This is a genomic window from Marcopretia estuarina LEGE 06307 (assembly GCF_056633115.1).
The window spans coordinates 211537-226672 of sequence record NZ_JBSJOY010000004.1 but is presented as its reverse complement, the minus strand read 5'-3'; the positions used below and the strand labels follow the sequence as shown (position 1 = coordinate 226672).

Sequence of the window (15136 nt, the reverse complement as noted above, 5' to 3'; positions counted from 1 at the left end):
GCCTTTCGCAGTCGTGAGTCTTCTCCGCAACCCGGTCATCGCGGCCTTCGTCACCTTCGGTGTCGCGTCCCTGCTTACGGCGTTGGTGGTGCCGCTGGTGCGGCGGCTCGGGTTGCAGCTGGGTCTGTTCGACCCGCCCGATTCACGCAAGCAGCACAGCATCCCGATGGTGCGGCTGGGCGGGGTGGGCATGGTGCTCGGGTTCTCGCTGGCGCTCACCTGCATCTGGGCGCTGGGGGGCTTCGGCACCCTCTCGCCCGCGAAAGACCAGCTGATCTGGACGACGCTGGCGGGCTCGCTCTGTTTCTTCGTGATCGGCCTGGCGGACGACCTGTTCGCCCTGCCGCCCCTGCCCCGGCTGGCGGGTCAGGTGGCCGTGGCCATGGTGGTCTGGAGCCAGGGCGTGCGCATCGGCGCGATCGATCTGCCGTTCGGCCTGTTCGGCCAGCCGCCGGCGAGCCTCGTGCTTCCCGATGCGCTGAGCCTGCTGGCCACGCTGATCTGGCTGGTGGGCATCACCAATGCGATCAACTGGATCGACGGCCTCGACGGGCTGGCCGCGGGCGTGGGCGGCATTGCCGCGATCGGTCTGCTGTCGGTGAGTTTCAGCCTCCAGCAGAGCGCCGCCGGGCTGCTGGCCGCCGCGCTGGCGGGGGCCTGCTTCGGTTTTCTGCGCCACAACTTCAACCCCGCCCGCATCTTCATGGGCGATGGCGGCTCCTACTTCCTCGGCTTCGCTCTGGCGGCGATCAGCATCGTGGGGCCGGCCAAGGGGCTCACCACCGTGAGCCTGCTGTTTCCGCTGCTGATCCTGTCGCTGCCCCTGGCGGACATGTCGGCGGTGATCATGGGCCGGCTCAGCGAGGGCCATTCCCCCTTCTATCCCGACCGGCGCCACCTGCACCACCGCTTGCTGCGGGCCGGCTTCAGCCATCGCCGCACGGTGCTGCTGATCTATGCCTTCACCCAATGGCTGGCCACCCTGGCGCTGGTGGCCGCCAACGTGGAGATGCGCTTCCTCTGGCTGGCGATTGCCACCGCCATCCTGATCGGCGCCGTGATGGGGTCGCGCAGCCACCTCGCGACCCAGCTGCCCGCTCCCCCCTGCGACGGCGGTGGCAACCGACCCAGCTGAGCGCCGGCGCCGCCAGCCTGAGTTGGCCGGGATGATGCTGAACCGATGAGCTCTCAGCCAGTGGGCGGTGTGCAGATGGGCGAAGGTGACAGGGCCGCGGCCGAGGTGCTCTGCATCGGCACCGAGCTGCTGCTCGGCAACATCCTCAACAGCAACGCCCGCTGGCTGGCCGAAGAGTTCGCTGCCCTCGGCCTTCCGCATTTCCGCCAGACCGTGGTGGGGGACAACCGCGAGCGGCTGATCGAGGTGGTGAGGGAGGCCGCGGCCCGCAGCCGTCTGCTGATCTGCACCGGTGGCCTCGGCCCCACCCCCGACGACCTCACCACCGAGGCGATCGCCGCCGCTTTCGGCACGCCGCTGGTGGAGGTGCCGCAGGTGTGGGAAGACATCCAGGCCAAGCTGGCCGGCCGGGGTCGGCCGCTGGCCGCCAGCAACCGCCGCCAGGCGCTGCTGCCCGAGGGCGCCCGCGTGGTGCCGAACCCCACCGGCACCGCGCCGGGGATGCTCTGGAGTCCGCCGGCCACCTCCCTGCCAGACGGCCACATCCAGCCGGGTTTCACCGTGCTCACCTTCCCGGGGGTGCCGAGCGAACTGAGGCCGATGTGGCAGCAGAGCGCCGTGCCCTGGCTGCGGGAGCAGGGGTTGGCGGGGGCCTGTTTTCAGAGCCGGCTGCTGCGTTTCTGGGGCATCGGCGAATCCACACTGGCCGAGCAGGTGGCCGATCTGCTGGCCCTCGAGAACCCGACTGTGGCCCCCTATGCCGGCACCGGTGAGGTGAAGCTGCGCCTCACGGCCCGGGCCGCCAGCACCGCCGAGGCGGCGGCGTTGCTCGCGCCGCTGGAGGCGGAGCTGCGCGCCCGCACCGGCACCCTCTGCTTCGGCGCCGACGAGGAATCGCTGGCTTCTGTGGTGCTGGCGCTGCTGCGGGCCCGTGGGGAAACCCTGGCGGTGGCGGAGAGCTGCACCGGCGGCGGCATCGGCGCTGCTCTGGCGGCCGTGCCCGGGGCCTCCGATGTGTTCCTCGGCGGGGTGATCGCTTACGCCAACACGATCAAACAGCAACTGCTCGGGGTGACCGCCGCCGCCCTTGAGCGCCATGGCGCGGTGAGCGATCCGGTGGCCCTGGCCATGGCGGAAGGGGTGCGCCGCAGCACCGGCGCCACCTGGGCGGTGTCGGTGACCGGCATCGCCGGCCCGGGCGGTGGCAGCGACGAGAAGCCGGTGGGCCTGGTGCACATCGGCCTGGCGGGCCCGCAGGGCAGCCGCAGTGAGGCGGTGCGTTTCGGCAGCTCCCGGGGCCGCGCCTGGATCCAGGCCGTCACCGCCGGGGAGGCGCTCAACCGCCTGCGGCTGCAGCTCATCGCGCCCGCCTGATTCCGACCGCCCGCACGGCTCGGTTTTAGGGTGTCGTCAGACCCCTGGGGACAAACGGTGAGCGCCGGCACCCTCTACGACAAAGTGTGGGATCTCCACCGCGTGGCGGAACTGCCGGGTGGCTCCACCCAGTTGTTCATCGGCCTTCATCTGATCCATGAGGTCACCAGCCCGCAGGCGTTCGCCGCCCTGAGGGATCTCGGCCTGGGGGTGCGCCACCCGGAGCGCACCGTCGCCACGGTGGACCACATCGTGCCCACCACCTCCCAGGCCCGCCCCTTCGCCGATCCCCTGGCCGAGGAAATGCTGGTGAATCTGGAGCGCAACTGCGCCGCCCACGGCATTCCCCTGCACGGGATCGGCAGCGGCCGGCAGGGAATCGTGCACGTGATCGCCCCTGAGCTTGGCCTCACCCAGCCCGGCATGACCGTGGCCTGCGGCGATTCCCACACCTCCACCCACGGCGCCTTCGGGGCGATCGCCTTCGGCATCGGCACCAGCCAGGTGCGCGACGTGCTCGCCACCCAGAGCCTGGCGTTGAACAAGCTGCGGGTGCGCCGCATCTGGGTGGATGGCGCCCTGCCCTCCGGCGTTTACGCCAAGGATCTGATCCTGCACGTGATCCGGGTGCTGGGGGTCAAGGGAGGCGTCGGTCATGCCTATGAGTTCGCCGGCCCCGCCGTGGCGGCTCTGTCGATGGAGGAGCGCATGACCCTCTGCAACATGGCGATCGAGGGCGGCGCCCGCTGCGGCTACGTCAATCCCGATGCCACCACCTTCGCCTACCTGGAGGGGCGGCCGATGGCCCCCTCTGGCGCTGCCTGGGAGCGGGCGGTGGCCTGGTGGTCGAGCCTGGCCAGCGATGCCGACGCCAGCTACGACGACGAGGTGCGCTTCGATGCCTCCACGCTGTCGCCCACGGTCACCTGGGGCATCACCCCGGCCCAGGGCATCGGCGTGGATGAAGCGGTGCCCACCCCTGAGCAGCTCGATCCACAGGAGCGGCCCATCGCCGAGGAGGCCTACCGCTACATGAACCTCAGCCCCGGCGCGGCGATCGCCGGTCTGCCGGTGGATGTCTGCTTCATCGGCAGCTGCACCAACGGCCGGCTCAGCGACCTGCGTGCCGCCGCCCTGGTGGCCCGTGGCCGCCACGTGGCCGATGGCATCCGGGCGTTCGTGGTGCCGGGTTCCGAGCAGGTGGCCCGCGCCGCCGAAGCTGAAGGCCTCGACCAGCTGTTCCGCGCGGCTGGTTTCGAGTGGCGCGAACCCGGCTGCTCAATGTGCCTGGCGATGAACCCCGACCGCCTGGAGGGGCGCCAGATCAGCGCCAGTTCCAGCAACCGCAACTTCAAGGGCCGGCAGGGGTCCGCCAGCGGCCGCACCCTGCTGATGAGCCCGGCGATGGTGGCCGCCGCCGCCGTCCGCGGCCACGTCACCGACGTGCGCGAACTGCTCGCCGAAGCCGGCCCCAGCGCCAGTGCCTCCTCCAGCGCCGCCTCCCGCCAGCCTTCTCTCACCGCCTGACGCCGTGATCGCTTCCCCTTCCCTGCCCCCCCTCACCGATGCGGTGAGCGCCAGCAGCTTCCCGATCGGCCCGATCCCCAGAGTCGAAGGTCGTGCGTTGGTGCTCGCCGGCGACGACATTGACACCGACCGGATCATCCCGGCCCGCTTCCTCAAGTGCGTCACCTTCGAAGGCCTGGGGGAACAGGTGTTCGCTGACGACCGCAGTGAGCTGGGCGGCAGCCATCCCTTCGACCGCCCCGAGCACAGCGGTGCCCGGCTGCTGCTGGTGAACCGCAACTTCGGCTGTGGATCGAGCCGGGAGCATGCGCCACAGGCGCTGATGCGCTGGGGCATCCGGGCGGTGATCGGCGAGAGCTTCGCTGAGATCTTCCACGGCAATGGCCTGGCGCTCGGTTTGCCCTGTCTCACCAGCGGCCACGAGCAGATGCTGGCCATCCAGGCCCATGCCAGCGCCCACCCTTCCGCCTCCTTCCTGCTGGATGTGCAGGCCGCCGAGCTGCGTTGCGGCGATCAGGTGTGGGCCCTTGAGCTGGCGCCCGGGCCGCGGCAGATGCTCACCACCGGCCAGTGGGACGCCACCGGCCAGCTGCTCGCCAACGACGACGCGCTGGTGGTCACTGTTGCCCGTCTGCCTTACCTGAACGGGTTCTGAGCAGCAGGGGCGCCTGCTCGCTCAGAACAGGCCATCGCCGGTCTGTCCGCGCATGCGCTGCTGATACGGCACAAAGGGCACGCCGGTACCCTTGAAGCCGAAATCGTTCAGCCGCACGCGCACGCCACCGATCCCTTCATAGGGGCTGTAGTAGACGCTGAAGGCGTAGGAGCGGCGCTGCCAGCGCAGCTCCACGTACGAACCGGTGATCTCGCCGTAGTTGGGTGAGCTGGCATCCACGTTCAGGCCGATGCCGCCATTGAGCACCAGGGGGCCCACCAGCTGCTGGGTGAGGCCGATGCCCACGGTGCCCAGATCCACGGCGGCATCGAAGGCAAACGGGCTGAGGCCATCACGCAAGCTGATGCCACCGGTGATGGTGAGCTGGGTGTAATCGAGGAAGGACCTGCTGAAGTGGCCCAGGGTGAGCGTGGGCCCGCCGGAGAGCGAGAACACGTTCTGGCGGGTGCCATCTCCGAAGTAGGCCAGGCTGGCAGAGATGTTGGTGTTGAAGGTGAGCCCCGGCACAATCGGCACCGGCGAATAGCGCAGTGCCCCTTCCGGGGTGGAGGGCAGCGGCTTGCCTCGCCAGAGGGTGAGGGAGCTGTTGATGGCGCCGAAGGCATTCCCGCGCCACAGCTGGGCAAAGTTCTGCGATTCGCCGCCGTTCTCGAAGAACTCGTTGCTCTGATAGTTGCCAATACCCAGCCGCCAGAAGTAGCTGTTGCTGAAGTTGCCAACAGGCGGCAGCTCGCCACGCTGCTCGATCGAGGTGCCGTAGGCGGAATAGACGTCCTGCTCGCCGAGCGTTCCGTTCCAGATGCGGAAGCGATAGGCGCCGAAGATGCGCGACTTCACAGTGCCCAGCAGCGGCAACTTGAGCGGGCGCACCAGTTCGCCCCAGCTCCGGGTGCCGTTGGCGAAGTTGGCGGGTTCGAAGGTGGAGATGTCGAGGTTGAGGTCGGCGTCGAAGCCGAACAGCGGCGCCTGCAGGCGCGCTTCAAGGCCGAACAGATCGCCGAGGGTGCTCGGTTGCGACTGAGGATCCGCTCCGGCGGATTGTCCGGGCAGTGGATAGCTGCTGGTGGTGCCCTCGTAGGCCCGCTGCAGCAGGAACTGGGGCTCGAGTTGCAGGGTGCCGCGCTGGCCGATGCCGATCGGCTTGAGGCGGCGGCCCACGTAGAAGCCGTCGCGGTCTTCGTTGTCGACGCCCAGCACCCAGCGGTTCTGCACCTCCTGCTCCTTGCGGATGCGGGTGCGGCTGGTGACATTGATCGGCAGGCGATCTTCCAGGATCAGCCGGTTGCGACGGGAGGTGATCACCGTGTCGCCGTTCTTGTCCTGCACGGCCAGCACGTCGTCGGCGTCCATCCACGACTGGGCGGGCGTGAATGGATCGTTGGTGAAGCTGGCCCGATCGGCCCGCCAGCCTTCGGCGGTGAGCACGGCGCGGGCGGCTTGAAAGCGCAGCCGGGTGAGGGTGCCGTCCACCAGTTTCGGGTTGCGGTTGCTCTCCAGCTGTCGCACCTGGGGCGGCCTGGCGGGCCCGAAGTCGTTGTTGGTGTTATCTCCGTCATCGGTATTGGCGTTGCCGCCACCTGGAACGCCGAAGCGGCGCTCGGAGGCCAGGCCGGCGCGCACCTGCACATCGCTGATGCGTTGATCGGTGAGGGCGGCGATCGCCTTGCGGCGTTCCGCCTCCTGGGCGCGCAGGGCGCGGAAGCTGGGCCGCTCAGTCGTCTGGTCGGCGCTGGTGGTACCCGCGTTGGTGCCAGTGCCAGTGCCGTTCGCTGCACCGGCACCGGTGCCGGCCGGGGGCCGGGCGGGGGGCTGGGGCTCGGCGGGGGCGGTGCCGCCCATCGCGACCTGCTCCAGCGCTTCGGCCAGCGAGCGGGGCCGCTCGGGCGGCTCGGCGCCGCGGTTGGGGCAGCCCTTGGGCGGCAGCAGCTCAGCCTGCGGGTTCACCGTGCGGGCCGGCGGGTTGCCGAAGCGGTGCCGGAGCCCGACCAGGTAGGCGTTGCTTCCTTCCCGTACACCGCTGTAGACCCCGAAGGCGCCCGAGCGGTGATGAATCCGGCCCACCACCGACCACTGCGGCGAGAACGCCCCTTCCACCTCGAAGGCGAGATAGTTGAGAAACTGCGCGCAATCCTCGCGGGTGCTGCATTCGAAGTTGCTCAAGCTGGTGTTGAGGCTCACCCCCTGCACGATGCCCAGGCTGAGCCAGGGCTGCAGCCAGGCCCGCAGCCCGATGCCGGCGGTGATTTCCCCGAAGCTCTGGGCGGCGATGCCGGCGCTGTTCTCAGCGGCGGCCTTGTGCCCCAGCAGGTTGAGGTCGAGTTCGAGGGCGAAGGGTCCGGCCTGGAGCAGGCGCCGCTGCAGGCCTGCGCCCAGCAGGTAGTCGTTGCGCAGGGACCCCTGGAACACAAAGGTTTCGCCGAAGCCGGCGTTGGTGGTCTGACCGGCCCATGCCGTAGCAGCCCAGGGATAGGGGTGCCAGTCCGGGATCGGCGGCAGCTCGGTGGGGCAGGCCAGCGATGGTGGTGGGCCAAGGGGCTCGGCCGGGGGCACCTCCGGATTGAGATCCACAGCGGCAGTGGTGAGGTCGAGCACGCCGTAGACGTCCTCCATCTCGCCACGACCTTCGATCAGGTTGAAACGCAGCTTGCTGGCCTGCAGGAACTGGTTGCCGCGCTGGAACCGCACGCTGCCAGTGGCGTAGACGGTCCGGCTCACGGTGTCGTATTCGAGCCGGTCGGCCATCAGGCGGCCACCCGCCATCTGGGCCGACACATTGCCGGTGGCCACATAGCGGTTGATCACCAGATCGAAGCCCTGCTGATCGGCGGTGATGTCGAGCAGCAGGGGCGGCGGGGAGGCCGCCGCGGCCGCCGGTGCGGGAGCCAGATCAGCCGCTGGGCCACCACCGGGCAGCGGCACCGGGCTGGGGTCCTGGCCCTGGCTGGGAAAGGAATCCGGGCGGCCGTTCTCTGGGGTTGTGGCGTTGGCGTTGCCGGTGCCAGCGGCCGGGGGTGGCACCGGCGGGGCGGGCAGGGAGTCGGGATTGCCGGGATTGCTCGATGGGGTGGCCGCGCCCGCAGCGCTGGCGTCGCCGAGTGCCAAGGGGCTGAGCGCGCCCTCATCCCCAGCAGACTCGGTGCCCGGCGTGACGCCGGCGGCTTCCAGGGGCTGGGGGGATGGGGGAAGGTTGCGGGCCTCCACACTGGGAGCACCCGACCAGGCCACGAGCACGCCTGCAACCCCAATGGCCCAGCTGAGTGGGTTGGCTGAGGGCACGCGATTTCCCAATCAGCGGCTGATCCTGCCACGACGGCCGTGGTCAGAGGCCGCTGTCGGGCAGGGCGAGCACTGTCCCAGCGCCGGCCCGAAGCGGGACGCGGTGCGCTGGGCCGGGGGATTCAGTCTTCGAGGTCCTTGCGGCTGGGGGTGCGGCTGGGATCGCTGGCCAGGAAGCCGAAGACGAAGATGCCGATGAAGAAGAAAACGACCGAGTAAACCGAAATCTTGAGAGCGAGCATGGTCCGGTCCGGCGGGTGACAGGGAGTGACAGGCGCCAGGCGGGCCCTGAACGACCCTTCGGCAGCGGCATCATCCTATGGGTCGCACCCGACCGGAAACGATGACGCAGGGCCTCGATCCCGAGCTTCGCCCCTGGATTGAAACGTTTCGATCACGTTCCTGCCTCGACCTGCAGCCCCGCTGGTGCCGCCGCTTCCCTGATGGGGAGTGGCGTGTGGCCCTCGGTGAGGCCTGGGGACGGCGGTACCGGCCCGATTGGCACGCCCGAGGCCTGATCCTCTGGCCCCGCGGTGGCCAGGAGTTGCTGCTGCGCACCACGCTGGTGTGTCCCGAGCCGTGGCGCGGCGAGCCTGACCCGTTGGGCCTGGCCCGGTTGGTGCTCAGCTGGTGGGCCGCTGAGGCTGAGCTGCGCGTCGATGGGCAGCCGGTGCATCGCGGTGACCTGTTTGACGCGGCCTGCCGCTGGCGGCTGCCGGAGCGCTGGTGGCGCGGAGAGCCGCTGCAGCTGGAGCTGGAGCTGCGCAGCCCGCTGCACGACGATGGCGCGCTGATCCACAGCCGGATCGAGGCCGAACCCCTCGATCGCCGCGATCCCGGCGGTCTGCTGCTGGCCACGGCCCTGGAGCTCGCCGCCCTGCGCGAGACGGCCGGCAGCCCGGCTCCCGTGAGCCCTGCGCCAGGCGATGACCCGGCGGCGCTGAGCCTGGAGGCGGCGGCGGCGCGGGCCCGGGCAGTGCTGGCGCCGCCGGGTGGTTTTCAGGTGGCGGGCCATGCCCACCTGGATCTGGCCTGGTTGTGGCCGGTGGCGGACACCTGGCAGGCGGCCGAGCGCACCTTCCGCTCGACGCTGGCGCTGATGGAGCGCGACCCGTCCCTCCATTTCGGTCATTCCACCCCGGCGCTCTACGCCTGGCTGGAGCAGCACCGCCCCCAGCTTTTTGCCGCGATCCGCGCCCGCATGCGGGAAGGGCGCTGGGAACCGCTCAATGGTCCCTGGGTGGAAACCGATGCCGTGCTGATCGGCACCGCGTCGCTGCTGCGCCAGTTCGAGGAAGGCCAGGAGTACAGCCGCGCCACCTTCCCGGAGTGGGAACACCCGCTCGCCTGGCTGCCCGACAGCTTCGGCTTCGGCGCCGGTCTGCCGGTGGTGGCGGCGGCCACCGGGGTGCGCTGGTTCTGCACCCACAAGCTGGCCTGGAATGCCACGAATCCGTTCCCGCACCGGCTGTTCCGCTGGCGGGGGCGCTGCGGCGCCGAAGTGCTGGCGCTGATGACCGCCCCGATCGGCACCGGCGGCGATCCGCTGGCGATGGAGCGTTACCGGCTGGAGTGGCAGCGGGCCACCGGCCACGAGGAAGCTCTCTGGCTGCCGGGTGTGGGCGACCACGGCGGCGGCCCGACGGCGGAGATGTACGAGCAACTGGCGCTGTGGCAGCAGCAGCCCGCCGCTGCCCCGCAGGTGCATGGCGGTGTGCGCCCCTACCTGGCACGGCTGGAGCCCTGCCGCGCCCAGCTGCCGGTATGGCGCGACGAGCTCTACCTGGAGCTGCACCGCGCCTGCCCCACCAGCCGGCCCGACCAGAAACGCCACAACCGCACCCTGGAGCGGCTGCTGCGCGAAGCCGACCTGGCGGCGGCGCTGCTGTGGGCTGGTGCGGCGGGAGTCACGGCGCCGGAGGGCGACACGCAGGCAGCTGGCTCGGCCCGTGCCGGGTGGCGCACGCTGCTGTTTCAGCAGTTCCACGACATCCTGCCGGGCACGTCGGTGGCGGAGGTGTTCGAGCAGGCGGAGCCGCAGTGGCGCCGGGCCCGCCGAGAGGCGCGGCAGCGCCGCGATCGCCTGCTGCTGGCCTGGCTGCAGGGAGGGGCGCCGGCGGCTGAGGCCCCGCTGGCCGGCCAGCCCTGGTGGGTGATGCGGCTGCAGCCCCTGCCGGCGGCGGCGCTGACGCTGCGGCTGCCGGCGGGCAGCTGGACACTCGCGCAGCGGCCCCTGCCCCAGCAGGTGGCAGCGGGAGGCGGCTGCTGGGTGCAGTTGCCGCCTGCGGCCGGGCTGACGCCCCTGGCCCTGGAGCGCCGGCCGCTGCCGGCAGTGGCGCCAGCCGCGCCGCCGCAGGAGGTGCAGGCGCCGGTGTGGAGCGCGTCGCTCGGGGAGGGGCGCTGGCGGATCGGCAACGGCCTGCTGACGGCGGAACTGGGGGCGGGCGGGCTGGAGCAGCTCTGCGGCGCCGACGGGCAGCCCCAGCTGGCGGCACCGCTGCAGTGGCGCCGCTGGCGCGACAGGGGTGAGTTCTGGGATGCCTGGGATCTGGCGGCGGACCACCGCGAGCACCCGCTGCCGCTGGAGTGGGAGCCGGCGCTGGAGCTGGTGGAGCAGGGGCCCCTGTGCGTGCGTCTGGTGGCACGGGGGCAGTGCGGGGCCAGCCCGTTGCGGCTGGATCTGCGCCTGCTGGCGGGCAGCCCCTGGCTGGAGCTGGTGCTGCGGGTGCACTGGCGCCAGCGCCATGAGCTGCTCCAGCTGGAGGTGCCGCTGCAACAGCGGGCCTGCCGCTGGGCGGCGGACACCGCGGCGGGCGTGCTGGAGCGTCCTGCCGTGCCCTGCACCGCCCGTGAGCAGGCCCGCTGGGAGGTGCCGGCGGTCGCCTGGACCTGCAGCCAGGCGGAGCGCGGCGGCCTGGCGCTGCTGCTGGATGGGCCGCAGGGCGTGTCGGGCACGGCGGAGCGCCTTGGCGTATCGCTGCTGCGCGGCCCCACCTGGCCCGATCCTGGCGCCGACAACGGCCTGCAGCGCCTGCGGCTCGCGCTGATGCCCTGCGCGGATGGGTGGCGTCAGGCGGCGGTTCCGGCGGCGGCCCGCGCGTTTCGCGCCCCCACCTGGTGCCACCCAGCGGCCGAGCCAGCGGCCACGCCACCACCGGCGCTTGGCCTGGGCTCGGCCCAGCTCGACCCGGTGGTGATCGCGCCGGATCCGGAGCCGGGCGTGGTGCGGCTCACGGTGCAGAACCTCTCGCCCTGCCGGCAGCCGCTCGGTTTGTCAGCGGGGTGGCAGGTGATCGGGCCGGTGCAGGGTGGCGCTCAGGCGCGGATGGATGGAGTCGTGGACGACGGGTCTGCAGAACCGCTGCTGAGGCCCTGGGAGCTGCGCCAGCTGCGGGTGCGGCGGTTGGCGCGCGCTCAGGATCAGTCGTCGTGATCGTCGAACGGATCGGTGAGGCCCTTGGACGGCGGGCCGAAGGCGAGGTAGACCCCGAAGCCGGTGAGGGCGAGCAGCGCCACCAGCACGGTGATCGCGATCGACAGGGCGGGGGAGGAGGTTTCGGTCAAGGAAGGGGCGGCTGCTGGGGGTGGCGGAGGTGGATCACAACTCTCGACAGTGACCGCGCCGGTCTCCGCCTCGACCCTTACAGTAACGATCCCCATCCATGTGTCCGAGAGGCTCACCCGCCATGGCGCAACGCACCCCACTGGGAAACCTGCTCCGCCCGCTCAACTCCGAGTACGGCAAGGTGGTGCCCGGTTGGGGCACCACGCCGGTGATGGGCATCTTCATGGTGCTGTTCCTGGTGTTCCTGCTCGTGATCCTGCAGCTGTACAACAAGTCGCTGCTGCTCGACGGCATCACCGTGAACTGGAACGGCCTCGGCTGATCTGCCTCTGAATCCTCCGGCCTAAGAGTCCGGCGGCACAGGCTGCCGGGCCTGCCGCTTTGCCGCCTGTTTTCGCCTCAGTTCCTGACCCAGGCTCCGCTGCATGAACATCTTCGGGATCGGGCTGCCGGAAATGGCGGTCATCGCGGCCATCGGCCTGCTGGTGTTCGGCCCGAAGCGTTTGCCCGAGCTGGGGCGCACCCTTGGGCGCACGCTCAAGGGTTTCCAGTCGGCCTCCAGCAACTTCGAGCAGGAGTTCCGCAAGGCGATCGACTCCGAAGCCGACACGGTGGTGACCGCCAACAGCGTGGCGATCAAAGAGGCTCCCGCCCCCGCCGCTGAGACTGTTGCACCTGCACAGGCCATCACCACTGCTTCTCCCGTTCCAGCAGCCAGCTCCGCCGCAGCGGCTGAACCCCCTGCTGCCAGCGAACCGCCTGCGGCGGCCGCCTGAGTTCAACGCCTCGCTTCTGCCACTCTGCTTCCGCCGCTTCGTTCCGCCACGGCCATGACCGCCTCTTCCACGCCGGGCGGTGAGGCCCGCACGGGCGACCTCCAGCTGGTTGTGGGCCTGGGCAATCCCGGCGACAAGTACGCCCGCACGCGCCACAACGTGGGCTTCATGGCCCTGGAGCGGCTGGCGGCGCGCGAGCGGGTGAGCTTTCGCGCCAATGCGCGCCTGCAGGGCCTGCTGGCGGATGTGGGCCAGGGGGCCCAGCGCCTGCGGCTGCTGATGCCCACCACCTACATGAACGAGAGCGGCCGGTCGATCCGTGCCACGCTCGACTGGTTCGGCCTGCGTCCTGACCAGATGCTTGTGCTCGTCGATGACATGGACCTGCCGCTGGGTCGCCTGCGGCTGCGCCTGGCCGGCAGTGCCGGCGGCCACAACGGCCTGCGCAGCACGATCAGCCATCTCGGCAGCCAAGAGTTTCCCCGCCTGCGCATCGGCATCAGCGCCCCGGCCGATGACCCGGTCACGCGCAAGGCCCGCACGATTTCGCACGTGCTGGGCCGCTTCGAGCCCAGCGAGCAGGCCTGCGTGGAGGCGGTGCTCGACGAGGTGCTGGCGGGGCTGGGGGTGATCCAGCGGCTGGGCTATGAACGGGCCGGTAATCGTCTGAACAGTTTTCAGCCCACAACGGCCTGAGGCTGAGCCGGGTGCCTCCGCCCGGCTGATGTTGATGGTTTCGCCTCCGCCTCCCGTCTGACTCCGTGCGTTTCCTTCCTCCGTGAGCCGTCTTCCCGCCACCACCGCCCAGCTGCGGGTGCTGCACCAGAGCTTCACCCAGAAGCTGCTGGAGGGCGAGGTGGTGGCCGGAGGCTTCGCCTGGACCTTCCGCTGGGCGTTCGATCGCGGCGAGCTGACGGTGGAGCCCTCGCTGGGTCGTGCCCTGATCCAGGACGCACTGCTGCGCTTTCTGCTCAAGGCCGACTACCAGCTGGAGCCCGGCGGCGACTACGCCTTCACGGTGCGGGCGCGCTTCTAGAAGGCGGCCGGCGGCAGGGATGGGGGCCGCTTCAGCGGATGGCCGAGGTGGCGTTCGAGCAGCAGCTGGGCGACGACATCGTCCCAGGGGCCGGGCGGCTGGCGCAGGCCTGCGGGCAACAGGCGCCGCCAGCCGCGTGGCGGGAACAGCTGCCAGAAGCGCCGCCGTGCCTCCAGGGTGGTGCTGCGCTCATCCACCAGCTGCAGGGGCAGCAGCGGCGCCAGGCGCTGGCTCCAGTGGCGGCTGCCGGTGCCATCGCCCAGCACCACGCCGGCCACGGCGCCCTCGGCCTGCCAGGCGCGCAACTGCGCCAGCGCCTGCTCCGGCTCCAGGATCAGGGCGGCCAGCACCTGCCGCCGTGCCGGGTCGCAGCGCACCAGGCCGCACTTGCAGCGGCCCGGATCGAGAGCGGCGAGGGGGCCATGGGCGGGAAGCGGCAGGGCCTTTGGCTGCGGCTCTGGCGGTGGCTCTGGTGGTGGTGACGCGGCGGCCGCCGGCGTGGGGCTCATGAGGGGCGCTTCGGCGAGGAGGGGGGCGTGGGGCCGCCATCGAGGCGGCGAATCTCCAGCACCACCGGATCGGGTGTTTCGGCCTCGCGCACGGCCACGGCCTCCAGGCTCACGGCCTGCCCGGCCGGCCGCTCACTCAGCTCCCGCCCCAGCTGGTTGAAGCTGGCCACATCGAACTGCACCCCATCCACCAGCGACCCTTGCCGCTGCGCCTTGGCGAAGGAGGCGGCCAGCAGCAGGTTGAGCCGGTTGCGCACCTGCTCGGGCGAGATCTCGTTGCCTTCCAGCCGCGTGGTGGCCATCACCTCGCCTTGGCGGATCACCTGCTTGTTGGGCCGCAGGTCGGGGAAGCCGAGCACCTGCTGCTCGCCGCGCAGCACGTTGGCGGCCGAGAGGATGCTCACCACCCAGTTGCCACCTTTCTGGATCAGGGCCTCCAGCTTGGCGATGTCTTCGCGGGGCACCAGCAGGATCGGCCGGTTGACCGGTTCCCCCGGCAGCACCCGCTGAAAGGCCGACTGGTTGGCCTGGCGCAGCAGGGCATCGATGGCGGCACGGGCCTGGCCCGGCTGCTTAACGCTCACCTTGGCCGTGGCCAGCGGCTGGCCGCTGCTGATCACCACATCGCCGCGGCGCAGGGCGATCAGCTTGGTTTCCAGATCTTTGAGTTCGGCCTGGCCGGAGGCGATCTGCCCCTTCACGCGGGCCAGCTCCGCTTCAGTGCGGCGGATGTCCTGGTCGCGGGCGCGGATGTCGCTGTTGAGCCGATCGCGCTGGCGCAGCAGCTGCTGCTGCTGGTTCTGCAGCGGCTGCAGCTCACGGCGCAGGCGGCCCGCCTGCTGCTCCACCGCCACCAGCTGGCGGCGCGCCTGCTGGCGGCCCCGTTCGGCCCGGCCCACCGCCTGCTGGGCGTCGCGCTGGGCCGAGAGGCTGCGCTTCAGGGCGGCATCGCTGCGTTGGACGGCGTCGCGGCTGTCCCGCAGCTTCTGCTCGAGGCTGTCGAGCTCGAACAGGCCGGTGCGCAGCCGCTGGCTGACGGCCAGCATCAGGCCGAGCGAGACGGCACTGATCAGGCTGCCGGTGAGCACCGTGATCAGCACCGCGGTGTTGCGCGGGCGGAGGTTGAAGAGGCTGAGCCGGGCCTTGCCGACGCGGCTGCCGAGGCGATCGCCGAGGGTGGCGAGCACCCCCCCGAGGGTCAGCAGGGCCAGGATCAGCAGCCAGCCGGACACGATTCAGGGCGAGGGGGTCCAGTATCGGCC

14 protein-coding genes are annotated in these 15136 nt (G+C 70.9%); 9 read left to right on the top strand and 5 right to left on the bottom strand.

Features of this window, described 5'->3' with window-relative positions; translation table 11 throughout:
* The first annotated feature begins 13 nt into the window (after positions 1 to 13).
* Genes ACWJI3_RS10875 through ACWJI3_RS10860 form a run of 4 tightly spaced genes read left to right on the top strand, consistent with a single transcriptional unit; the run spans position 14 to position 4691 of the window.
* Positions 14 to 1135, top strand: a complete 1122-nt coding sequence (locus ACWJI3_RS10875; protein ID WP_480203684.1) for an MraY family glycosyltransferase — start codon at positions 14 to 16, stop codon at positions 1133 to 1135.
* A 45-nt stretch (positions 1136 to 1180) separates the two neighbouring features.
* Complete coding sequence (locus ACWJI3_RS10870; RefSeq protein WP_480203683.1) at positions 1181 to 2509, top strand: competence/damage-inducible protein A; 1329 nt, start codon at positions 1181 to 1183, stop codon at positions 2507 to 2509.
* Between the two features lie 57 nt (positions 2510 to 2566).
* Positions 2567 to 4036, top strand: coding sequence for a 3-isopropylmalate dehydratase large subunit (gene leuC / locus ACWJI3_RS10865; protein ID WP_480203774.1), 1470 nt, complete (start codon positions 2567 to 2569; stop codon positions 4034 to 4036).
* 4 nt (positions 4037 to 4040) lie between these two features.
* Positions 4041 to 4691: a 3-isopropylmalate dehydratase small subunit gene (locus ACWJI3_RS10860; protein WP_480203682.1), complete on the top strand. Its 651-nt coding sequence runs from the start codon at positions 4041 to 4043 to the stop codon at positions 4689 to 4691.
* Between the two features lie 21 nt (positions 4692 to 4712).
* Here the strand turns inward: ACWJI3_RS10860 and ACWJI3_RS10855 are convergent, their stop codons facing one another.
* Positions 4713 to 7988: a DUF3769 domain-containing protein gene (locus tag ACWJI3_RS10855; RefSeq protein WP_480203681.1), complete on the bottom strand. Its 3276-nt coding sequence runs from the start codon at positions 7986 to 7988 to the stop codon at positions 4713 to 4715.
* 122 nt (positions 7989 to 8110) lie between these two features.
* Positions 8111 to 8230 (bottom strand): photosystem II reaction center protein I, encoded by a 120-nt coding sequence (locus ACWJI3_RS10850; protein WP_006172424.1) that lies wholly within the window; start codon positions 8228 to 8230, stop codon positions 8111 to 8113.
* Between the two features lie 77 nt (positions 8231 to 8307).
* Between ACWJI3_RS10850 and ACWJI3_RS10845 the strand changes: the two genes are divergently transcribed.
* On the top strand, positions 8308 to 11421 hold the full coding sequence (locus tag ACWJI3_RS10845) for an alpha-mannosidase (protein WP_480203680.1): 3114 nt from the start codon (positions 8308 to 8310) through the stop codon (positions 11419 to 11421).
* On the opposite strand, the gene psbN is transcribed toward ACWJI3_RS10845, so the two are convergent.
* Entirely contained in the window at positions 11409 to 11552 is a 144-nt protein-coding gene (gene psbN / locus ACWJI3_RS10840) for a photosystem II reaction center protein PsbN (RefSeq protein WP_233133062.1), read from the bottom strand. The two genes, ACWJI3_RS10845 and psbN, sit on opposite strands and share 13 nt — an antisense overlap.
* Before the next feature lie 122 nt (positions 11553 to 11674).
* Here psbN and psbH point away from each other — a divergent pair, with 122 nt between their 5' ends.
* The 4 genes from psbH to ACWJI3_RS10820 all read left to right on the top strand — a co-directional run bounded on the left by psbH (position 11675) and on the right by ACWJI3_RS10820 (position 13365).
* Positions 11675 to 11875 (top strand): photosystem II reaction center phosphoprotein PsbH, encoded by a 201-nt coding sequence (gene psbH / locus ACWJI3_RS10835; RefSeq protein WP_071800830.1) that lies wholly within the window; start codon positions 11675 to 11677, stop codon positions 11873 to 11875.
* A 103-nt stretch (positions 11876 to 11978) separates the two neighbouring features.
* Positions 11979 to 12329, top strand: coding sequence for a TatA/E family twin arginine-targeting protein translocase (locus ACWJI3_RS10830; protein ID WP_480203679.1), 351 nt, complete (start codon positions 11979 to 11981; stop codon positions 12327 to 12329).
* A gap of 54 nt (positions 12330 to 12383) precedes the next feature.
* On the top strand, positions 12384 to 13025 hold the full coding sequence (gene pth / locus ACWJI3_RS10825) for an aminoacyl-tRNA hydrolase (protein ID WP_094513593.1): 642 nt from the start codon (positions 12384 to 12386) through the stop codon (positions 13023 to 13025).
* Between the two features lie 82 nt (positions 13026 to 13107).
* Complete coding sequence (locus ACWJI3_RS10820) at positions 13108 to 13365, top strand: DUF3146 family protein (protein ID WP_094513590.1); 258 nt, start codon at positions 13108 to 13110, stop codon at positions 13363 to 13365.
* Here ACWJI3_RS10820 and ACWJI3_RS10815 read toward each other — a convergent pair.
* Positions 13362 to 13874: a RuvC family protein gene (locus ACWJI3_RS10815; RefSeq protein WP_480203678.1), complete on the bottom strand. Its 513-nt coding sequence runs from the start codon at positions 13872 to 13874 to the stop codon at positions 13362 to 13364. The two genes, ACWJI3_RS10820 and ACWJI3_RS10815, sit on opposite strands and share 4 nt — an antisense overlap.
* Positions 13871 to 15106 (bottom strand): DUF3084 domain-containing protein, encoded by a 1236-nt coding sequence (locus ACWJI3_RS10810; RefSeq protein WP_094513586.1) that lies wholly within the window; start codon positions 15104 to 15106, stop codon positions 13871 to 13873. Before ACWJI3_RS10810 ends, ACWJI3_RS10815 begins: the two co-directional genes overlap by 4 nt.
* Positions 15107 to 15136 lie beyond the last annotated feature (30 nt).